Below are 21214 nucleotides of genomic sequence, written 5' to 3' on the forward strand. Positions count from 1 at the left end.
GCATGCTCCCGCGTGAATACGTTGACGGGGACCTGCGAAAGAGAGGCTGTCCTGGAACCCGCCCTCATCGAGCCTCCGCGCCGCCGCGCCCTGGACGACGGGCCCGCGGTGCTGGTGGTGAACACCCGCTCGCGCTCGGGACGCGAGGCCTTCGACCTGGCTCGCGCGAAGCTCTCCGAGCGCGGCGTCCCGCTGGTGGAGTGCTACGCGCTGTCCCGCAAGGAACGCCTGGAGCACGTGCTGGAGCGGATGACCCAACTCGGTGCGCGGAACATCCTCGTGGGCGGAGGGGACGGCACGCTGAGCTGCGTGGTGGCGCGGCTGCTCGGCCGGGACGTGACGCTGGGCGTGCTGCCGCTGGGCACGGGCAACGACTTCGCGCGCTCGCTCGGCATTCCTCCGGACATCGAGGCCGCGTGCGACGTCATCGCGAATGGCTACACCGCGCGCGTGGACGTGGGGCTGGCCAATGGGCGTCCCTTCCTCAACGCGGCCAGCCTGGGCCTCGCCACCGCGATTGCGAAGCGGCTGACGAAGCGCCTCAAGCAGCGCGCGGGGAAGCTGGCCTACCCGGTGGCCGCCGCCGCCGAGGTGAAGGACCTCCAACACTTCCACCTGCGCATCCTGGCGGACACCCAGGAGTTGGAATTGGACGCGCTGCAACTGGTGGTGGGCAACGGCCGCTACCACGGCGCGGGCAACGTGGTGTCGCCCGACGCACAGCTCGATGACCGGCGCCTCCACGTGTACGCCATCACCGCCCCCTCCGCGGCGAACGGCCGCGAGGGCACCGGCCTGGGTCACCTGCAGGACGTGGCCACGTTGGCGAGAGTGGCCCTGTCGCTGCGCTCCGGCGAGCACCAGGAGCACCCGGCCGTCACGTCCCTGCGCGCGGCCCGCCTCTACGTGGAGGCGGACCCGGTGCAGGAGGTGAATGCCGACGGAGAGCTCATCGGCCGCACCCCCATGCGCTTCGAGGTGGCCCCGGCGGCGCTGCGCGTCTACGCACCCGCGCCAACCTGAATCCGGCCTCAGGTTCGCGCTTCGACGCGTCTATGCACCCGCGTCGGCATGAATGTGGCTTCGAGCTCTCGCCTCGCGGCACCCACGACGCCGTGCGTCGACGCACCCACGCCGACATGAATTTCGATTCAGGTTCCCTGCTGACCTAGGCTGGGCCATCCGCGGCGGCGGCCCCCTTCTCCCGCCGTGGGGAGGCCGAGCCCGTGCGCCAACGTTCCCGACTTCCCCTCCTCCTCGCCGCCTGCCTCGCCATCGCAGCAGGGCTGCTCCTCTGGCTCCGCGTGCCGGCCCCGGGAGGCGCGACGGAGCCCCACCCGGACACCTCGTCCGCCGCGGCGCCCGGCCCCGTTGCCACCGGGACTCCGCCTCGCGCGGGCGCGACGCCCACTCCCGCGCTGGAGAAGGCCGCCGCGCCCGAGGATGGGGCCTTCGTGCTGCGCGTGGTGGATGGCTCGGGCCCGGTGGCGGGCGCACAGGTGCGGGCGTGGCTGCGCCTCGCGGCGGACGGCAGCGGGACGACGCCCTGGCGCCACGCGGGCGAGGGCATCACCGGCGCGGATGGCACGCTGCGGCTGCCCGCCGGCCCCGGTGACTACCTCCTGTCCGCGTCCGCTCCGGGCCACGGCCCCGCCCGGCGCGAGGCCTCGCGGCCCGTGGGAGAGGCGGAGACGGCCGTGGAGCTCTCCCTGCCGGCGGGCGTGTCGCTGGAGGGCCGCACCGTGGTGGAGGGCCGCGATGAGCCGGTGCCGCTCGCGGAGGTGACGCTGCGCCCGTACCCCGGCGTGGCCCGCCTGGGGACGGAGCCCGTGGACGTGCCGGAGGAGTCCCACGCGGTGAAGAGCGACGCGCGCGGCCGCTTCGCCTTCGCCGGGCTGGCGCCGGGCCGCTACGAGTTGACGGCGGAGGCGGCCGGCTTCAGCCGCCGCACACTGCGCCTGCTCCAGGTGCCGCAATCCGGCGAGCTGGTGGTGGGGATGTGGAGCGCGGCCACCCTGGAGGGCTTCGTCGTGGACGCGAAGGGCCAGCCCGTCGCGGGAGCCGAGGTGTCCGCGTCGGGAGGCCTCACCCCGGCGAGCACCACCACCGGCGAGGGCGGCGGCTTCGCGCTCGAGGTGCAGGCGGGGGCCTGGGTGGTCTCCGCGCGGCGCGGCGAGTCCGCGGGCCGCGCGCCGGGCATCTACTCCGTGGCCGCGGGCGAGACGCTGCGCGGCCTCACCGTCACCCTGGGCGGGGCCAGCGGGCTGGAGGGCACCGTGTCCTCGACGGACGACGCGCCGGTGCGCGGCGCGGTGTTGGTGGCCACTCCCTCAGGTGGCACGGGCGCCATGGGCCGCGCCACCTCCGACGAGCGCGGCGGGTGGCACATGGACCTGCCGCCGGGCGAGTACGACGTGGCCGTGCGCGCGCAGGGCATGACGGGCCTCGAGCGCGAGGCCGTGGTGGTAACGCCGGGCCGCTACACCCCGCTGGACGTGAAGCTGGAGCCCGCGACGGCGGTGGTGGAGGGCTCCGTCGTGGACGGCGAGGGCCGGCCCGTGGCGCGGGCCACCGTGCGCGCCCAGCCCCGTACCGCCGGCGGGGTGGCGCGCACCACGCTCACCGGCGCGGACGGCTCGTACCGGCTGGAGGGGCTCGAAGCGGGCCTCACCTCCCTCCAGGCTCACCGCGAGGGAGCCTCCCAGGGAGCCCTCCAGCGGGAGGTGCTGAAGCCCGCCACCACGACGCGCGTGGACTTCACCCTGCCGGAGTCGGGCAGCGTGTCGGGCCAGGTGACGCGCGGCTCGGGGGCGCCCCTCACGGGGCCGGCGTTGGTGTACGCGCTCCCGCGCAACGGCACCGCGGGCATCGGTCACGTGGAGACGGACGCGCAGGGACGCTTCGAGCTCGAGCTCGCCGCGGGGGTGTATCAGCTCGTGGCGCTGCCGCCCGCCTCGCCCATCTACTTCCACGCGGAGGAGGACCCGGCGGTGACGGTGTCCGCGGGCGCGTCGGTGCGGCAGGACCTCACGCTGAAGGAGGACGCGGGCGCGCTCTCCGGCACCGTGCTGGAGCCCTCGGGCGCGCCCAGCCCGCTGGCGGTGGTGGCCGCCATCCAGGGTGGAGACTTCGCGATGACGCTGCGGGTGCGCGCGGACGAGGTGGGCCACTTCGCCCTGCCCCAGCGTCCGCCCAACGCCTCCCCGCTGGAGCTGGTGGCCTTCAACGGCGGCCGCATGGGCCGGCTGCAGGGCGCGCGCGAGGGCCAGGGCCCCGCGACGGTGCGCCTCCAGCCCGCGGCCACGCTGCGAGGGCGCGTGGTGGCGCCCAGCGGAGCCCCTCCGGACGGCTTCACGCTGGAGCTGCGGGACGTGAATGGCGAGGAGCTGCCATGGGCCCAGGCCTGGCCCACCACCCGGCGCTTCCCCGGGAGCACCTTCTCGCTGCCGGACGCGCCCGGCCAGCCGGTGAAGGTCTCGGTGCGCACCGAGGACGGGCGCACGGGCGAGGCCCGGGTGACGCTGACGCCGGGAAGCACCTCGGAGGTGGAGGTGCCCCTCACGGGCGGCGCGTCCTCCATCTCCGGGCGCGCGGTGTGGAGTCGAGGCGGAGCCGCCGCGGGCGTGGCGGTGTTCCTGGACCGCCCGGTGTCGTCCACCCCCGACGCGCGCACCGGACCGGATGGCCGCTTCCGCCTGGACGACGTGCGCCCCGGCTCGCACACCGTGCGGCTGTGGCCGCCCGAGGGGCGCGTGGAGACGCGCACGGTGCGCGTGGCGGCCGCGCAGGCGAGTGATTTGGGCGACGTCACGGTGTCCCCGCGCCGCGCCGCGCCCGGCACCCTGGGGGCGGGCTTCAGCGAGGACCGCGGCTACGTGACGTTCGCCTGGCTGACGCCGGACGGGCCCGCGGCGCTCGCGGGAGTCTCCGTGGGAGACCGGCTGGTGATGGTGGACGGGCTGGTGGTCCGCGACAGGACGGAGGCCGAGTCCCGCACGCGCGGGGCGCCCGGCTCTCCCGTGCGCCTCCAGTTGCGGCGCACGGGCGTGGAGCAGGAGCTGCTCGTCACCCGCGCACCGTAGCGCGCGCTACACCTTCTCCAGCACGCGCGACAGCACCTGCGCGGTGAAGTTCACCAGCGGAATCACGCGCCGGTAGTCCATGCGCGTGGGGCCGATGACGCCCACCGTGCCCAGCACCTGCTCCTGGTTGCCGTACGGGCTGGCGATGACGGTGACGTCGCCGGCGGCGGAGAAGTCGCTCTCCGCGCCGATGAAAATCTGCATCTCGTTGGCGCGCTGCACGCGGTCCAGCAACGACAGCAGCTTGTGCTTCTCGTCCAGCGCCTTGAAGAGCGCGCGCATGCGCTCCACGTCCGCGAACTCCGGCGCCTCCAGGAACGAGCCCGTGCCCTGGATGAGCACCCGCTCCGTGGTGGGCAGGTCCGTGGCCGCCGCGCCCAGCTTCAGCGCCTTGGCCGTCAGCGCGTTGTAGAGCGCCTGCTCCTGGTCCATCTCCACGCGGATGCGCTCGCGCGCCTCCTCCAGCGGGACTTCGCGCAAGAGCTCGGACAGGTAGTTGCTCGCCTTGAGCAGCTCGTCCGAGTTGATGGGGAAGTCGACGGTAATCGCCTTGTTGTGAACCTGGCCGCTCTGCCCCACCAGAATCGCGAGCACGCGGTCCTCGCGCAGGCGGACGAACTCGATGCGGTGGAACACGGACGCGTCGGGCCGCGGCGTCACCACGACGCCGGCGTGCCGGGTGAGGGAGTGGAGGATGCGGCTCGCCTCGCCCAGCACTTCTTCCAGGTTGGACTCCTGGACGAGGCCCGCGTGGATGAGCTCCCTGTCGCGCGGCGTCGGGTCCTTCAGCTTGACGAGCGTGTCCACGTAGAAGCGGTAGCCCTGGTCCGTCGGTACGCGGCCGGCCGAGGTGTGCGGCTTCTCCAGGAAGCCGAGCTCCTCCAGGTCGGCGAGCACGTTGCGCATGGTGGCCGAGGAGACGTCGAACCCGGGCCTGCGGGTGAGCTGTTGACTGCCCACCGGGCCACCCGTGGAGATGTACTCCTGGACCACGGCGCGGAGGACTTCCTTTTCGCGTTCTCCCAGCTCTTCGGACGACATCCCTGCTCACACTCCGGAGCCGGCGGCCCGGTGAGACATCCGCCCAGGCTCCACCGGAAGTTTAAGAAAGCGGGCCCGGCCGTTCAATCCGCGTTCCCCATGTCCGTACGTCCAGGTTTCGACGGCATTCCCCGCGCCGGAGCAGCAGGAGGGCAGGCAGGCGCCGTCGCGCCCGGGAGTCATGCCCTCCCGCACTGTACCGCACCAGACGAGCTCCGGCTGTGAGGTACGGCAATGCGCACATGGCTGCCCTGGAGCGCGGACGCTACAAGCGGCGCCACCGTGCCCGCATCTTCGTCCGCGCATCCCCTGGTTACCGCACCTTCCGCTCCCGCACTCCAGTCCGCCGCCAGCACCAGCGTCCCAGGCGCGAGCCGGGGGTGGTTCATCGCCAGTCTGTTGACGCTGTACCTCATCTGGGGCTCCACCTACCTGGCCATCCGCTTCGGACTGCAGGGCGGGCTGCCGCCGTTCCTGATGTCGGGCAGCCGCTTCATGCTGGCGGGCAGTGTTCTGTTCGCGGTGCTGTGGCTGCGCGGCGCGCCGGTGCCCGATGCGCGACAGTGGGCGTCGAGCGCGGCGGTGGGCGCCCTGCTGCTGGGCATCGGCAACGGGGGCATCGTCTTCGCGCAGCAGTGGGTGCCGTCGGGCGTGGCGGCGCTGGTGGTGGGCAGTCTGCCCATGTGGACGGCGATCTTCGGCGGCCTCTTCGGCCAGTGGCCGGGGCGCGCGGAGCGCTGGGGGCTGGCGCTGGGCTTCGCCGGAATCCTGGTGCTCAACCTCGGCGGCAACCTGGGCGGCCGCTGGCTGCCCACGGTGGCCATGATGATGTCGCCGGTGGCCTGGGCCTTCGGCTCCATCTGGAGCCGCCGCCTGCCCATGCCGGAGGGACTCATGTCCACCGCGGCGCAGATGCTGTGCGGCGGCGCGCTCATGTCCACCTTCGGCCTGCTGACGGGCGAGCACCTGCCGGCGACGACGCCTCCGACCAGCGCCATCCTCGCGTACTTCTACCTCGTCACCTTCGGCTCGCTGGTGGGCTACAGCGCGTATGGCTACCTGCTGCGTCACGCGAGCCCGGCGCTGGCCACCAGCTACGCGTACGTCAACCCGGTGGTGGCGGTGTTCCTCGGCGGAGTGCTCGCCGGTGAGACGATGAAGCCCACGGCCTGGGTGGCCATGGCCGCCATCCTCGGCGCGGTGGTGCTGCTCACGCGCAAGCGGTGACTTCATTGGCAGACGGTGCAGGACGATCGACTTCGGGCACTGCGCTTCCGGAGGTCCATGTCGAGGAGCCACTCGCGTCGGTGCCCTCCGCCGACTCCGCCGTGCGGCGCACCGTGGACAAACTCAGTCCGGGATTCGATGGCCGAAGAAGTAGCGGATGCCTGGCTGGTACTTGTCGGCATCCCCACGTTCGAGAAAATCCTCAACGATGGCCGCTGCAGTAAGGCTCTGCAAACGGCCGGAGTCATCGAAGAACGCGCGGCAATCCAAGCCTGTAGTGCCCTCGAGGAGCATTCGTCCTGCTTCGATGCGGTCCGGATGTTCGCCAGTACGCACCCTCGTCAGGAGGCGCTGCGCGACATTCCTGATATTCAGGCGGCCCCCTTCCCAAAGCGCATCCTGTTCGAAGAGCCTCTGGGTTGAAACAAGCTCCTGGAATGTCTTTTCGACCAGCTCGAGGTACTCCTCCTTCATGAACAATGGTGTAGATTCCTCGAAGGGGGGCGGCAATCCGTTTGATTCCCATACAACTCGGGGGCCGTGCCAGACAGACCCCGGTTCGGGCTCGAGCATCAGTGAAATGTAGTATTCGACTTCGGATTCGACTTCCCGGTCCTTCAGTTCCCGGTAATGTCGAATCAGATGGGGCGCGCCCCACACCCCAGCCGAGCGTGCGAGAATCTCGCAGAAGTATCGCCGGGTATTGGGACTGTATTCATCAGACTCCAGCAGTTTCTCGGAGGAATCTTCCAGCTCACGGATGACGGAGTAAGGGGCCGCGTAGGATAGGAGGGTCGCGCAGACGTTCCAGACTTCCGCATCCCGCTCCTCATGCATCAATCCGACGAGCCTCCGAGAAACCTCGAACCCTCCTTGCTGAAGGTTTGCCAAGGCGCAAGGAAGAACACGCCAGGGGTCATCGCTGGCGAGGTGGCGCAGATCCGCGACGTCCGGCGGCGGTGGTTTGGCGAAGTGCAGGCCATGACCCCACGGAAGAAAGCTGTGCCGAAGATAGGAAGGGCGCATGGGCTCACCGGAAAATCAACCTACGCTCGTCGGCCTTGGGAGGCATCATGTTTTGAAGGCGGGTCTGGGTGTCTTCGATTTCCAGACAGTCATCCTTGAGGACCGCAGTGGGAACGAGGTTTTGCACCGAGAAAGGGCAGCCGCCGGCATCCGCCGGGGTCATGTGGTTTACCTTGTCTTTCCTGGGGATGGCATGCCCCTTCAGGCGCCATTCCTCAATTGATTGCATTCGGGCTGACTCCCAGCGTCCGCCGTCCTTGGTGTTGCCGGCCAGCCCTGCGTGCACCACCTTGAAATGGACACCGCACCCCTGGTCCGGAGGATTGTGCACGTTGGGGCAGTTGGGGTGCTTCTGTCGAAGTTCCTGGAGCTTCTTGAAGTCGCGCTCGCACTCATCCCCCATGCGGATGATGTTGTCCTTGACGGAAAGGCCGGACTTCGCGTCGAGCTTGTTGGCCCAGGGAGGCATCGGCATCCTGCCCTCCGCGACCCGCTGGAGGATGTCCTGCATCTCCGCGCGCCGGTCCATCCTGTAGCGCGCGATGCGCCCGTAGAACTCCATCTCCGGAATGGTCTCGAAGGGCTGCCCCGTCGTCGGGTCCTTCTGGTTCTCGTGGAACGGCCCATTGCAACACGGGCACGTGCTGAGCGTGACCTGACCTGGATTGCTCGTGGCGCTCTGCGCGAGATTGGGCGTGGGGACCGCGTTGTTAGCGTTGCTGCCGTGATTGGAGGTCGTGAGGTCGATATGCCTCGGGACATTCTTGCCCTCGAAGTGGACATCCATCGACCAGGAGATGAAGTGGGTCTTCCCCGTCATCTGGTGGGAGACGACGCCAGCCCCAAAGTTGCGGGTGGCGGCCTCGTTCCCCAGTGGTGACGTCGCGTAATAGGAGTCGTCCCTCAGCATGACGGGCTTGCCGTTGATGGTGACCCGCTTGCTGCCCTGCTTCATGTCCCGGGAGAAGGACGTGTTCGGGTAGGGCACCGGCACCGGCCCTGCTGGTGGCGGGGGCGGGCTCATGCACACGTCCGGGAAGGCCGCCACGACCTTCCCGTCCCCGTCGGCGCACGCCACCTCATTGCCATTGGCATAGACCTTCATCAGGGCATCCCTCGTGGAGTGTAGGTGTCAGGGCCGCGCAATACTGCCGCTGCTCTCGCCCCGGCCCCGTCGGAGGTGGAGATGAGGGCTCGGGGGCCGGGCGCATACCCGTGGCGCAGGGCCACCGAGGCCCAGGCCAGGGCCACCAGGCCCGAGGCCGCCCCCGTCTCTCCCAGGGACTCCGCTGGGAGCCACAGCGGCGTGGACTCCCTCCGTGTATGCAGCAGCCGAGAGAGGGCCAGGGAGAGTTCCTTGAAGCCATAGCCCTCTCCCGAGGCGTCGGCGACGCGGAAGTCCACTTCAGCGACGTCCACGGCACTCTCGGCCAGGGCTTCGCGGTAGGCCTGCGCAAGCCCCAGCCCACGCAACGGCTCATCCGACCGCAGGGTGGCCCGCTCGTGCCCGAAACCGAGGCCCGTCAGCCATATGGGGCATGCGTCGTCGCGACGGGGCCGGCGCGTCAGCAGGAGGCAGGCGGCCGCCTCTCCGGGAATCACTCCATCCGAGTTGTCCGGGCGCAGCAGCCTTCCTCGGCGAAGCAGCCCGTCGAGACTCGACGCGTTGATGAAGGTGTCCACCGCGGCCACCAGGCAGCCGGAAAGCCGTGGGTGTCGGGCCAGCAGGCCGCGAGCTTCAGCCACTGCGTTGAGTCCCGCGGTATTTCCCAGGGCGAGACTTCGAGACAGGGTGCTCTCCAGCCGAAGCCCATGCACCTGCTGAAGGTGCTCGAATGCCCGGGGAAACACCTCCGAGACGCTTCCCGGGCTCTCGACGGACGCCGTCCCCACCAGCAAGGGCAGTTGGGCGAGCTCGGCTTCCTCCAGGCCCCGCACGGCGCCTGTCACCGCCATGCCCAAAAGCCCCAGGACTCGCTCCTCGCGCCGCAATTCCGGGGCGAGTGTCGCCGACTCGGAGAGGACGATGGGGGCGCCGTCGTTGTCGTGGTAGCGGCTCCTCTTGAAGCGATTCATCCGCGCACGCAGGGCCGCACCGGCCGACTCGGCGCCCAGTCCCAGCGGGCACGCCATGCCCGCTGCGGCGACGTACAGTGGCGTGGCGCTCATGACAGCCCTCCCGTCCGCCGCGCGCGGCTCCTCCAGGAGACCAGCGCGCCCAACCCTCGGAAGTAGGGCTTGCCGCGCAGGTACCTCACGGGCCCTTCCTTCGCACTCGGGCGTGGCAGGCCCACCTGCACCTCGCGAAGGTGGGTGAGCTTCTTGCCCAGCGGCACGGAGGCCCGCCACGTCACCACCACCTCGCGAGCATCCGCGTCGAGCAGCACGGTGTCCATGCGTGCTTCCGCGCTGACGTCGGACTCTCGGAAGCGGAAGGCCACCGGCACCTGGAGGCGCGGCAGCGTCACCGTCCAGGGACCGGACTCGGCCAGGCCCAGACACCGGAACACCTCACCCCCTCGCAGGGCCGGCAGTTGCTGGTCCTCGGGAGCACACTGGAAGTAGCGCGGGTTGAAGTCGCGGGGAAGGAAGGGGTAGTCCTCCGCCAGCCAGCGCTCGTCGTACGTGCCGGCATGGGCGAGGCGGGGCTGCCAGCCACGGCCCACCGGACCGAAGCCCACCGGCATCGTCTTTCCATCCCACTTCTCGAGGAAGTGCCGTGGGTGCTCCAGGTTGGGCAGCGGCGTCCCCACCGCATCCGCGACGCGAGGGTTCTGCCGGAAGCCTCTGCCCAGCGGGTTGCGCAGCTCCGCGCCGTGGTACTTCGGCTCCGGGTGGGAGGTGTCCACTCCGCCAAAGGCAAGCTCGTAGCGCAACGGCATGCGGACGAAGGGCCTGGGAGGCGTGGGCTTCAGGCCCACCATCCCCTTGTCCCAATGCCGGTCCCCCGTGACGCGGATGTCCTTGTGCCGGCCCGGCATCTCCACGCGCACCAACATCACTTCCGTCGCGCGCCCGTGGGGTGCGACGGCATGGCCCCGCACGAGGAGGTCTACCCACGGTTTGGTCAATGCGAAGTCATTCTCCCGGAGGAGGCTCGTGGACTCTGGAGCCCCGTGGTGCTCGTCCGTGTAGGCCACCGGACGTTGCACCTCCGCCAGTTGGGGCTCGCCGCCGCCGTCCATGCGGAAGGTGCCCTTGACGGCGACGACACAGTGCTCCCGGGCCTGGGCGTCCGTCGCCACGGCGAGGCCCGCGGACATGCCCGTGGTGTTCTCGCTGATTTGCATGGCGGCTCCTCGCGTCAGCGCAGCGTGCGCTCCAGGGGCAACAGTCTCAGTTGCTCGCAGGCCACGCGGGCCTGGGTCAGTGCCGTCCACTGTCGCTGGGTGAAGGCCCGGGTGGGAACGCGGTGCTGGCCCTGGCTGCGAATGGCCAACTCAAGTGCCAGCACGTGCCGGCGCCGCATGGGTCCATGCGTGAGGGCGTCCAGCAGCACGGGCCCCTCGAGGAGCTGGCCGTTCAGGTAACGCCGCTCCGCATGGAAGCGAGGACGGGCCTCCTTCCACCAGTACCTCACCGCACCAATGCACGGCCAGGGCAGCTCATCCTCGGGTCTGGGCACCAGGTCGGCATCCAGGTCCTCCTGCTGCTCGGGTGGCAGCGGCGCCCCTTCGGGGTGCTCCCCGGGAGGGAGGGCATGGAGGCCCTCCAGTTGGAGGCCTGTCATGGCCGAAAAGGCTTCCCCCGCCAGCCGTGCCACCAGTGGGTCCTCCAGAAGCGCGAGACAGGCCTCCATGGCGACGAGGCGACCGCTGAAGCCCAGGGCCCAGAGGACATGCGGGCGCATCTCCCGGGCCCCCAACATGTCCACCAGCAGGGCCGTATCCGCGTCGGTCCCGAAGAGGGCGAGCAGCACCATGGCCTGGGGCGTGTGGGCATTGCACGCGCGCACCGCCTGGCGGCAGGCCTCCCAGGCCATGCGCGCGCCCGAGGTGAGGCCGGCCTCCATGGCCGCGACGCGAATCCCCGGGTGCTCGGACTCCAGGAGACGAGGGAGGAACCGGCGCACGGTGTCGTCGGGATGAGGCGGGCTGCCACGCAACGCCGCCATCCGAGCCCGCGGCTCCTCATGGAGGAAGTACCCCGTGAGCAATTCAGGGGGCGCATCGTGGCGGAAGGCCAGCGCCTCCAGGAAATGGGCCTGAAGAGAGGAGTCATCCCTCTTCAGGAGCGAGAGCAGGTGCGCACCCAGGCCTGGGGCCGCGCTCAACTCCACCGCGCGTCGGACAGCCGGCCTCGCCTCGAGCACGTCGCCTTGCATGAAGTTGAGGACGGCTTCAACCTGCCCCTGGGCCAGCAGGACATAGGCGGCGGCGGTGATTCGCGACGCGTCTCCGGAGTCCAGCGCGGGCCAGAGCAAGGCTTCGGCGGCCTCTGCGCCGCCCAGCACCAGCCCGTGCACATGCGCCGCCAACTGCTCTTCCTGAGCCGCCGTGTCCGAGAGGTTGAAGTCCGGGGCCTCCAGGGCACGCTCCCATTGCAGCCACCGGAATGACGCCTCGTCCAGGTGCTCTTCCAGCACGTCTTCCAGCACCATGTCACGCCCCCCTAATTGATTCGGACGGAGCCGCCCTGGAGGCGGACGACGCCCTCGGCATACGTCTCCACGAAGGTCCCCTCGAGCAGGATTCGCCCGCTGCGCAGGAGCGTCAGGCGAGCCCTTCCGCACCGTAGGACCAGGCTCTCCTTGCCTTCGATGACCTGGATGTCCGCCGCGTCGCCACCTGCGCGGTGGTCCGCTGGTGGATGGACCCGTGCTCCACCTTGACCCGCTCGAGTGCTTTGCTCGCTCTGCTGGTGGAGCCGAACCGCCATGCCCTTGATGCGCACGATGCCCTCCGCCGAAGTCTCGACGGACGCCCCCTTCAAGGAGACCTTCCCGTTTCGCAGCAGGGTGACGGCAGATTCCCCGCAGCGCAGCACGAGCCCGTCCCGGCCCTGGATGACGTGAGTGGGCGACTCGGTGTCCTCAACCCGCGCGCCCGGAATCACATCCGATGGGGCGCTCCGCGGCGCGACGGGGAGCAGGGACATGATGATGGGCCGGCATGGGTCCCCATCCTCGAAGCGGAGCTCGACGGGCTGAGCCGCCTCGACCGCGGCCTGCAGTCCCTCCGCCTCCAACCGAACTACCTTGCGTGCCACACGAGGCCCCACCGGATTGCCCTCGAAGTCCACCACGGGCCGGCCCTCACCGTCCGTCCCGATGATGCGCCCCACGCGGCTCTCCCAAAGGGGTTCCAACGTCACCCCGGGCGACAAGGTGCGCAAAGAAGACGACATGCGATTCATGGAGATCCCCCCCCTCTTCGAAATGCAATGACAAGACGCTGAGTGGCCAGCATGGCTGGATAGGGCCCCAGCCCACGCGGTGACCGAGCTCTTCATGCGGCGAAGCGATTCAAACAGTCAGACCTTTCTCCACCAGACAACGCTATTGGTTTGGTCTGACTCCCGCGTATGGGGTGTGCTGACCTTGAAGGGCCACACTCGTAAATGCAATCCGACTGAAATAGCAAAATCGGGCAACGGCGGCGGACCACGTGACGTGTATTGCCTTCATTTCCACCTGCGGTCTGCCTGGAGCATGCCAACCGACCACTCGACGAAAGAGGGTCAAAGGTTTTCGACGGGATACAGGCTACATGTGGACGTTCGGCTTGTATGAGGTCCACCAGACTGCTGGTTCCGAGCCGCTGCGCCGTCGCGTGCTGCCCACCCACAATCGCCGATGCCCGGAGGGTGTGAGGCAATCAACACCCCCGGTGATACGTAGGGCGGCCATGCCTATCTCGCGCGCCCGAGAGTCCGCGGTCTTCATCTGTGTCACGCTGCTGCTGTCGTGGGGCCTGGGGGTGCTCTGGCTCCAGGACGAGAGCCGCTACATCCTGCTGCGGATGCTGATGTGCGTGCCCGGAGTCGTCGGGCTCGCCTGCGCGTGGTTCTTCCGGCGGGAGACGCCCGCCGCGGCCGGCTTCGCCTTCACGCGGTCCGTCCACTGGGGCGTGGCCGTGGGCATTGCGCTCCTGTACGCCGGGGTGCTGGTGGCCCTCGCGTATGCGCTGCGGCCGCTCTTGGGGCCGGACTTCATCCACTACACGCCCGAGGCGCTGCAGCGCGGCATGCCTGGGATTGGACAGTACAGCGGCCTGGCCGCGCTCGGCTTCATGCTGGTCCTCCTGCCGGTGGTGTCGCTGCCGTGGCTGCTGGTGGCGCTCGCGGTGCGCTTCGGCTGGGTGCGCAAGGCGGGCGCGGCGCTTCCGGCGGGAGTCTCCTGGTTGAAGTGGGGCGTGGCGGGCCTGCTCGCGGCGACCTTCGTTCCCTTCGGCCTCCCGGGCGAGCTGGGCGAGGAGGTCGGCTGGCGCGGCTACCTCGTGCGCCGCTGGGAGGACCGGCCGCTGGTGGCGCTCGGCATCCTCTCGGTGGTGTGGCCCGCGTTCCACCTGCCCATCATCTTCTCCAGCACGCAGCGCGGGCACGTGGCGCAGAACGTGACGTTCCTGCTGGCCATCGGCGCCGCGGCCGCGCTGTTCCAGGCCGTGTACCTGTGGACGCGCTCGGTGTGGCCGTGCGCCGTGCTCCACCTGGCGTGGAACTTCCTCAACCCGACGGTGCTGGGGAGTGTGTACTCGGGGAAGCCCGGCCTCTTCAGCGGCAGCGTCTGGGTGTTCAACGGCGAAGGCGTCCTCGGCGCCGTCGTCATGGGCGCCGTGATGCTGGGGCTGGTGTGGCGCTGGCGGGCGCGCACGCCGGATAGCGTCGCCTACGCTTCGAGCAGCCCGAGCAGCTCCTGATACGCCTCCCGGCGCGCGGGCTCGCGATGGAGCGCGTCCTTCAGGTGGCGCGCGGCCAGCGTCCGCAGGTGGCGGGGGATGCGCGGGCGGTCCGCGGGCTCCAGCCACCGGACGAGCCAGACCCAGTCGAGGTGACAGCCGAGCTCCTCCCCGAGCGAAGCGACCTGCTCGAGCTCCCGCAGGCTCAGCGTCGGCGGGGTGTCCGCGTCGAAGAAGTGGCCACAGAGGTGCTCGAACGCGATGGCGCGCTCTCCGTGACGGTTCAGGTCGCGCACGTCCTCGACGCCCGGCAGGCGCGCCTCGAACGCGTCACACAGGGACTCCAGCTTCGCGCCCAGAAACGCGACGCGGGCGCGACGGAGCACCTGCGTGTCGAGCCGGAAGACGCGCTCGGCGCCGCGCGCTCGCGGCTGCCAGCCGTGGCCCAGGGCGTGGAGGATGGCCTCACGCGCCACCCAGGGAGTGATGACGGTGCCGTGCTCCACCCAGGCCAGCATCCGCTGCCCGGGGGAATCCGCATCCTCGGCCACGATGCCCAGGCCCGGCTCGTCATTGGGCGCAACGGTCCATCGATAGCGCACCCCGTCGAGCGTCAGCAGTCGCGTGCCCTTCTTCGCCAGTGTCATGACCATTGCCATCCACGCGGAGGCCCTGTGGCGTCTGACAATGCCTTCCGGTCCCAGGGTGGACCTCGGCATGTCTGGTCTACGCTGCGGCCATGCCTCCATTCTCCGGACGCTCCTCCACCCGCGTCAGGCTCCTGCTCCTCGTCGTGGCGGGACTCAGTGCCTGCACCTGCGGCAGCCGGGCCACTCCCGCCAGCGCCTCCGCGCGCGACGCGCCGGCCGGCGCCGTCACGGCCGCACAGCCCTCCTCCGGGGCCCCCCTGCACGACGCGCCAGGGGACGGCAGCACAGGGACCGTGCGGTCTCCTTCCGAAGCCACCGCCCAGAAGGGCCCGCGTCCTTCCTCCTTCCGCCCGTGTCCGAACAAGGCGCCCGGAGGCTGCGACTACGGCGAGGCGTGTGACTTCACGGAGTACGACCTCCTCTGCGCGGAAGGACCGTGCGACAAGCCGCAGACGGGTGACCAGCGCTGCCACCACATCTGCGATGACGGCGCCTGCGGCCTCGGTGAAACGTGCGTGCGCCGCACCGTGCGCGAGAGCGACACGGGGACGGAACAACAACCGCTCTGCCTGTGTGCCGGCGGCAAGTGCCCCGAGCGAGGCCCGGGAGGAATCCCCCAGCCCGCCGAGGGCAGCCTCGCGCTCTGGCGTCGCGAGCGCGACCTGCCGCTGGACCTCTACTACCACGCGGCCACCGCCTCCCCGGACCGCCTCTTCGTCTCTGGAGGACTGCACATCCAGCAACTCACCGGTTCGGGCGCCAGCCTGGAAGAAAACGCCAAGGTGTTCTCCGCACCGCTCCAGCCCGACGGCAGCCTCGGCGAGTGGCGGGAGAGCGGGACGCTTCCGAAGCCACGCATTCACCACGGAATGGCAGTGCTCGCCGGGCGCCTGTTCGTCGCGGGGGGACAGCGGGGCAGTGACTTCACGGCCTCGGTGGTATCCGCCCCCATTCGCGAGGACGGCTCGCTGGGCCCGTGGCGCGAGGAAGCCACGCTGCCCCAGCCTCGTGCATGGCACTCGCTCGTGGCCAGCGGCGAGGTCCTGTGGGTCATCGGAGGCAGCATCGATTCGGGGGACTTCACCCAGGGGAAGCCCCAGGTGTTGCGCGCGAAGGCACCCGGCGCGCGCATCTCCACCTGGGAAGTGCTCGAAGCGCCCGGTGCGCTCCACTACGACCAGGGCGTGGCGCTCGCGAACGGGCGGCTCTACGTCGTGGGGTCCCGGGGCCAGCTCTCCTCCGTCTCGCTCGAAACAGGCCGGAACTGGCGCACCGAACGCATGCCGCCCTGGAAGGGAACCGTGGACTTCGGCGCCTCCGGACACCACCTGGTGCGACTCGTGGCGCTGCGCGATGCGCTCCTTCTCGTGCTGCCCCGGGGGCTCACCCTCACCGCGAGCCTCCAGCCCGACGGCACCGTGAAGGACTGGCAGCCGGCCTCGCGCCTGCACCACGTCATGAGCGGCTTCGCCACGGCGACGAGCCACACGGGCCGTGTCTATGTCCTCGGCGGCACGAGCAGCACGCCCACCATGCGGCGCAATCCGGAGGTCTGGTCCACGTCGCGACTCACGCCGTAGCGGCGTGCCCTCCCAACTCACGGACACACAACGCAATCCAGACGTCACGTGCTTGAGTGCCGGACACGACTCCCACGCGAAAGAGGTGGCCGGTTGCACATCCGAATCGCATCGTCGAGCGCGCTGCTGCTCCTCACCCTCTCCGCCGCCTGCGCGCATGCGCCCTCCAACGGAGCGCCGGCCCCCACCACCGCCTGCGCCGCGCCGGCGATGCTGTGCTGGGACTTCGAGGAAGGCACGCCGCCGGCCGGCTGGACGGCACATCGCGACGAGTTCAGCGGCCAGTTGCTCGTGGATGACACGCGCGCACACCGGGGTCGTTACGCGCTGCATGCCCGGGGCTTGTCCGGAGGTAGGGAAGGCACGCAGGGCGGACCGAAGAAGACCTTCCGCTTCGACCTGCCCGCCCACTTCGGTCCGGTGCTGTGGGGCCGTGTCTGGGTATACACGACGCCCGAGCGTCCCATGTCGCACGCGGGCCTCTTCAGCGCGCGCTATCAGCGGCCGGGCCACATGGGCGGCGCCTTCGACACACTCGACTGGTACGAGGTCGCCACCTGGCAGCAGAAGTACATGGCCATCTGGCATCCCCCCGAGCCTCCGGGCTTCCCGGAGTGGGTGCAGGTCTCCAGCGCGCCGCTCGTGCTCGACGCGTGGGCCTGCCTCGAGTGGCTCTTCGACGGCGCCAACGGCGACCACCCGGAGGCCGCCACGCCGCGCGTCTGGCTCGATGGCGTCGAGCTCGACTGGCCCCAACAATTCGTCTTCTCCGACCCGCCCACGGCGACGCCGCCGGTGAGGGAGAAGGCCACCGACTTCACGGTGGTGGAGACCGGCGTCATCCTCTACCAGGGCCTCACGGTACCCACCGACTGGTGGCTGGACGACCTGGCCATCGGCAGACAGCGGCTCGGCTGCAACCCCATCCACTCTCCAGCCTCACGCCATGACGCAATGCCTACCAGCCCAGACAAGCCCTGACGCACCTTGCCGGCATTTCGCGTCATCTCGTTTTGTCTCGATTCGGCAAATCATTACCATGGAATCCGACTAGAGTTCTGCCTCACCGGAAAAGGGTTCCATTCCTGAACCCTCACCCCTTCCGGAAGAGGAGATGCCCATGAACACGTTCCTGCGTGCAGTGGTGATGGCGGGCGCGAGCCTGGCGCTGGCGGCCTGCGGCGGCGCGATGACGCCCGAGGAGGCGGCGACGATTGAGAATGAGGCGCTCGCCCAGTCCGAGTCCGAGCTGGGCTCGTGCGCCAACTGGTCTGAGTGGAACCCCACCGGCAACCAGTTCTGTGACTACCGGAGCTGCGGCTACACCTGGACGTGTGACGGCTGGTACGCGAAGGGCTCCGACGCCGCCGCCAAGGGGACTCAGGACGAGAACATCCTCTACTGCGAGGACGGCTCCCCGGCCTACCGCGTCCCCAACCCCGGCACCTTCGCCGAGACGTACAGCTACCGCGTGTGCTTCGACCAGTACGGCAACTACACGCACACCGAATACCAGTACTCGTCCAGCCTCGTGACCTGCGGCTGCTGAAGTCCCGACGCAGTCCCGGCTCACGGAGCGCGGATGCTCCGTGAGCCATGAAGCGCGCCCCTGCTCAGCATGACGAGCGCCCGCTGACACAATTGCAATTCACGACACTTTTGTAACCCAACATCATCACTGGCGTCCCGCGTGACGCGGCAGGCGCACGGAGAAGGTCGTTCCCTCCCCGGCGGAAGACCTCACGGTGACGGTGCCCTCGTGGGCATGGACGATGCGGTCCACGATGTAGAGCCCCAGCCCCAGCCCGCGCGTCGTCGCCTGCTCGCGCCCCGTGCCGCGCTTCATGGGCTGGAAGAGGATGGGCAGCACGTCTGGGTGGATGGGCTCGCCCGCGTTGTGCACGTTCAACTCCAGCACACCGTCCTCCGCGTGCGTCTCCACCCGCACGGGCGCATCCTGTGCGCCGTAGCGCAGGGCATTGCCGAGGAGGTTCGTCACCACCTGGGCCAGCCGGTCCGTGTCCCACTCTCCCGCGCCGGTGCCCACCGTGGTGACGTCGATGCGCCGTCCCGGGTTGGCCAGCCGCACCTCCTCCACCACCGCGCGCACCAACTCATGGAGGTCCGCCGGCTTGCGGTGGATGGGAATGCCTCCACCGAGCCGCGCCTGGGTGAAGTCGAGCAGGTCTCGAATCATCCGGTCCGCGCGCCCGGTGGCGTTGCGGATGCGGTCGATGCCCTTTCGCGCGGCCTCGTCCAGGTCCGCGCGGCGCAGGAGCAGCATGGTGGAGAAGCCAATGGCATTCAGCGGGTTGCGCAAGTCGTGACTGACGATGCCGATGAGCTTCTCCTCCAGGTCCGCGCGCCGCTGCAATTCCTCCTCGCGCCTGAGCAGCCGCGCGTCCAGGCGCTTGCGCTCGGTGACGTCCATGACGGTGCCGATGAAGCGCACCGCACGGCCCTGCGCGTCCAGGAAGGCCTGGCCGTGCGCGGACAGCCAGCGCTCCACGCCGTCGTGCGGGCCCACGGTGCGGTACTCGACGTTGAACGCCCCGCCCGCGTCGCCCGCGAGCGCGCGCTGGACGACGTGCGCCGTGTGCTCGCGGTCCTCCGGGTGAAGGCCGGTGAGGAACGTGTCCCACGTCACCTCCGCGTCCGGCGGCAGGCCGAAGAGCGCCTTGCAGCGCTCGTCCCAGCGCAGCACGCCCGACACCGGGTCCAAATCCCACGTGCCCAGCCGGGCCGCCATCAGCGCCAGCCGCACCCGGTCCTCGCTCTGGCTCAGCGCGGAGTAGAGCTGGACGTTCTCAATCGCCACGCTCGCCAATTGCGCGAGCTGCATGAGCAGGGCCTCGTCCTCCTCGGTGAAGTCCCCCTCGTACTTGTCGGAGAGCTGGAGCAATCCCAGGCGCATGCCGTCGCGGCCGATGAGCGGCGCCGCCAGCCAGCCGCGCAGGGGCGGCCGCTCACCGCCCGGCGGGCCCGCGCCCTTCCAATATGGATGCGACTCCAACTGCACCTGCGACAGGCGCACCGGGCGGAGCGTGCGCGCCACGTACGTGTAGAGCCCGCCGTCATCCAGCGGCGGTGAGGACTCGCGCCACGCGGCGTACCTGTCGGAGAACGAGAGGGCCTGGAGGGACGGCCCCTCCCGCCCCTTCACCGCCATGGACGTCATGGCCTGGTGCGCGCCGATGAGCGCGCGGGCCTGCTCGGCGATGACTCGCAGCAGCGCGTCCAGCGTGGCCGTGCCGCTGATGGTGACGGACGCGGAGGCCAGGCCGCGGAGCTGCTCGGCGCGCTGGCTCTCCCGCTTGAGCAGCCGCGCGCGCGCCTCCTCCGCCTGCTTGCGCACGCTGATGTCCTGCATGGCGCCCACCATGCGCACGGCCCGGCCCGAGGCGTCCCGCGCGATGACGCCGTGGTCGGTGACGTGCACGTAGTGGCCGTCCCGGTGGAGGAAGCGGTACTCGCTGCGCCAGCGCCCCATGCCGCCGTCGATGGCGCGGTGGACGCCGCGCACCACGCGCTCCCTGTCTTCGGGGTGGATGCGGGACGTCCACCAGTCGATGTGCGGCGACACCTCGTGCGCGAGGAAGCCGAGCAGCGTCTCCACGCCCTCGTTCCACAGGACCGCGTCGGTGGACAAATCCCAATCCCAGATGGCGTCGGTGATGGCCTGGCTCGCCAGCCGGTAGCGCTCCTCGGAGGTGCCCAGGCGCGCGTGCGCGTCCTTGAGCTGACCGAAGAGGAAGGCCCGGTCGAGGATGCCGGAGAGGTACTCCACCAGCGTCTCCAGGTAGCGCTTGGCCTGCGGCTGGAAGGGCCGGGCGCGGGCGACGCCGACGTAGAGGACGCCCATCAGCTCGCCGTGCGGCCACAGCCGCAGCCCCATGAGCGTGGGCAGCCCGCCGCCGCACAGCCCCTCGCGCTGCGCGGTGGTGGACTCGGCCGTGCCCGCGAGCACGAGCGGCTCCTCGGAGGCCGCCACCCGGGCGAGGAACGTATTGCCGTCCAGGGGCAGCACGCGCCCCGGCTCCGGGGAACCCTCGCAGCGGCCGGTGGAGGCGACGAGCCGCAGCGTCCCCGGCGCGCCGACGAGGAACAGCTCCGCCCCGTCCGCCTCCATGGCCTCCATGATGAGCCGCACCATGGGCGTGACGTGCGGCCCCACGGGCTCGTCGCGCCCCAATGACTTGGGCGCCAGCGTCTCCAGTTGGCGCAGGGTGCGCTTCTCGCGCTGCCGGTCCTCCATGGTGTAGCCGGTGAAGGCGGCCACCGCGTGGTCCATGGCGGCATCGAGCGCGGTGAAGAGCCGCTGCGAGTCCTCGGGCGCGGGCTGCTCCGCGGGCGGGAGGTCCTCCCAGCGCTCGGCGAGGAGCCGCCCCAGGATGACGTACTCCGTCGTCACCTCGTCCTGGTTGTAGCCCAGCCGCAGGCGGCTCCCGATGTGGGCCTCCTCCTGCCGCTGCTTCGCCGTCGCCGTGTCCGCCGCGTTGCCCTGGCGCGAGAGGGCCGCGAGCGTGGAGAGGTAGTCCGGCAGCGTGTTGATGATTTCGGCGGGCTTGAGACCCCGGGCGCTCTCCAGCTTGCGGGCCTCGTCCAGGAAGCGCCGCACGAGCAGCTCACGGTGGCTTTCGATGAGGTCGGCGATGCCAGGCATGCGGGAGTGGGAAGGACCGCGCGTGGCTGGGATGATTGGGCCGACGGCTCGCAACGGGAGCGGCAAGGCCTCGCGAAATCCTCCGCCTGTCCACGGGGCAACAGCCTCA

Annotated in this window: 17 protein-coding genes; 7 read left to right on the forward strand and 10 right to left on the reverse strand. The window is 70.1% G+C overall.

Annotation, left to right across the window (positions count from 1 at the left end):
* Positions 1–12 precede the first annotated feature (12 nt).
* Entirely contained in the window at positions 13–1023 is a 1011-nt protein-coding gene (locus tag ACVTJA_RS47150; protein ID WP_465830771.1) for a lipid kinase, read from the forward strand.
* 203 nt (positions 1024–1226) lie between these two features.
* The gene (locus tag ACVTJA_RS47155; RefSeq protein WP_465830773.1) at positions 1227–4082 is read left to right on the forward strand and encodes a carboxypeptidase regulatory-like domain-containing protein; all 2856 of its coding nucleotides are present in this window, start codon (positions 1227–1229) and stop codon (positions 4080–4082) included.
* Positions 4083–4088: 6 nt separating this feature from the next.
* On the opposite strand, the gene hrcA is transcribed toward ACVTJA_RS47155, so the two are convergent.
* On the reverse strand, positions 4089–5123 hold the full coding sequence (hrcA, locus tag ACVTJA_RS47160) for a heat-inducible transcriptional repressor HrcA (protein WP_465830775.1): 1035 nt from the start codon (positions 5121–5123) through the stop codon (positions 4089–4091).
* Between the two features lie 234 nt (positions 5124–5357).
* Between hrcA and yedA the strand changes: the two genes are divergently transcribed.
* A complete protein-coding gene (gene yedA / locus ACVTJA_RS47165) occupies positions 5358–6350 on the forward strand; it encodes a drug/metabolite exporter YedA (protein ID WP_465830777.1) in 993 nt (330 codons plus the stop codon).
* Between the two features lie 123 nt (positions 6351–6473).
* On the opposite strand, the gene ACVTJA_RS47170 is transcribed toward yedA, so the two are convergent.
* Genes ACVTJA_RS47170 through ACVTJA_RS47195 form a run of 6 tightly spaced genes read right to left on the reverse strand, consistent with a single transcriptional unit; the run spans position 6474 to position 12659 of the window.
* On the reverse strand, positions 6474–7376 hold the full coding sequence (locus tag ACVTJA_RS47170) for a hypothetical protein (protein ID WP_465830779.1): 903 nt from the start codon (positions 7374–7376) through the stop codon (positions 6474–6476).
* A 4-nt stretch (positions 7377–7380) separates the two neighbouring features.
* Entirely contained in the window at positions 7381–8481 is a 1101-nt protein-coding gene (locus tag ACVTJA_RS47175; protein ID WP_465830780.1) for a PAAR-like domain-containing protein, read from the reverse strand.
* A complete protein-coding gene (locus tag ACVTJA_RS47180; protein ID WP_465830782.1) occupies positions 8481–9545 on the reverse strand; it encodes a hypothetical protein in 1065 nt (354 codons plus the stop codon). The genes ACVTJA_RS47175 and ACVTJA_RS47180 overlap by 1 nt, the downstream gene beginning before the upstream one ends.
* The gene (locus ACVTJA_RS47185) at positions 9542–10666 is read right to left on the reverse strand and encodes a DUF2169 family type VI secretion system accessory protein (RefSeq protein WP_465830784.1); all 1125 of its coding nucleotides are present in this window, start codon (positions 10664–10666) and stop codon (positions 9542–9544) included. The genes ACVTJA_RS47180 and ACVTJA_RS47185 overlap by 4 nt, the downstream gene beginning before the upstream one ends.
* A 14-nt stretch (positions 10667–10680) precedes the next feature.
* On the reverse strand, positions 10681–11976 hold the full coding sequence (locus tag ACVTJA_RS47190) for a TIGR02270 family protein (protein ID WP_465830786.1): 1296 nt from the start codon (positions 11974–11976) through the stop codon (positions 10681–10683).
* Between the two features lie 11 nt (positions 11977–11987).
* Positions 11988–12659, reverse strand: a complete 672-nt coding sequence (locus tag ACVTJA_RS47195) for a DUF6484 domain-containing protein (protein ID WP_465830788.1) — start codon at positions 12657–12659, stop codon at positions 11988–11990.
* A 563-nt stretch (positions 12660–13222) separates the two neighbouring features.
* Between ACVTJA_RS47195 and ACVTJA_RS47200 the strand changes: the two genes are divergently transcribed.
* A complete protein-coding gene (locus ACVTJA_RS47200) occupies positions 13223–14233 on the forward strand; it encodes a CPBP family intramembrane glutamic endopeptidase (protein ID WP_465830790.1) in 1011 nt (336 codons plus the stop codon).
* On the opposite strand, the gene ACVTJA_RS47205 is transcribed toward ACVTJA_RS47200, so the two are convergent.
* Positions 14203–14859 carry a hypothetical protein gene (locus ACVTJA_RS47205; RefSeq protein WP_465830792.1) on the reverse strand — a complete coding sequence of 219 codons (657 nt, stop codon included), beginning with the start codon at positions 14857–14859 and terminating at the stop codon, positions 14203–14205. The two genes, ACVTJA_RS47200 and ACVTJA_RS47205, sit on opposite strands and share 31 nt — an antisense overlap.
* Before the next feature lie 79 nt (positions 14860–14938).
* The gene (locus tag ACVTJA_RS47210; RefSeq protein WP_465830794.1) at positions 14939–15091 is read right to left on the reverse strand and encodes a hypothetical protein; all 153 of its coding nucleotides are present in this window, start codon (positions 15089–15091) and stop codon (positions 14939–14941) included.
* Positions 15092–15155: 64 nt separating this feature from the next.
* On the opposite strand from ACVTJA_RS47210, the gene ACVTJA_RS47215 reads away from it, so the two are divergent.
* The 3 genes from ACVTJA_RS47215 to ACVTJA_RS47225 all read left to right on the forward strand — a co-directional run bounded on the left by ACVTJA_RS47215 (position 15156) and on the right by ACVTJA_RS47225 (position 17991).
* On the forward strand, positions 15156–16442 hold the full coding sequence (locus tag ACVTJA_RS47215; RefSeq protein ID WP_465830796.1) for a Kelch repeat-containing protein: 1287 nt from the start codon (positions 15156–15158) through the stop codon (positions 16440–16442).
* Positions 16443–16535: 93 nt separating this feature from the next.
* Positions 16536–17423, forward strand: coding sequence for a hypothetical protein (locus tag ACVTJA_RS47220; RefSeq protein ID WP_465830798.1), 888 nt, complete (start codon positions 16536–16538; stop codon positions 17421–17423).
* Between the two features lie 139 nt (positions 17424–17562).
* Positions 17563–17991 (forward strand): hypothetical protein, encoded by a 429-nt coding sequence (locus tag ACVTJA_RS47225; RefSeq protein WP_465830800.1) that lies wholly within the window; start codon positions 17563–17565, stop codon positions 17989–17991.
* A 126-nt stretch (positions 17992–18117) separates the two neighbouring features.
* On the opposite strand, the gene ACVTJA_RS47230 is transcribed toward ACVTJA_RS47225, so the two are convergent.
* Positions 18118–21105, reverse strand: a complete 2988-nt coding sequence (locus ACVTJA_RS47230; RefSeq protein WP_465830801.1) for a PAS domain-containing protein — start codon at positions 21103–21105, stop codon at positions 18118–18120.
* Positions 21106–21214 lie beyond the last annotated feature (109 nt).

It is taken from the genome of Pyxidicoccus sp. M6 (genome assembly GCF_055568925.1).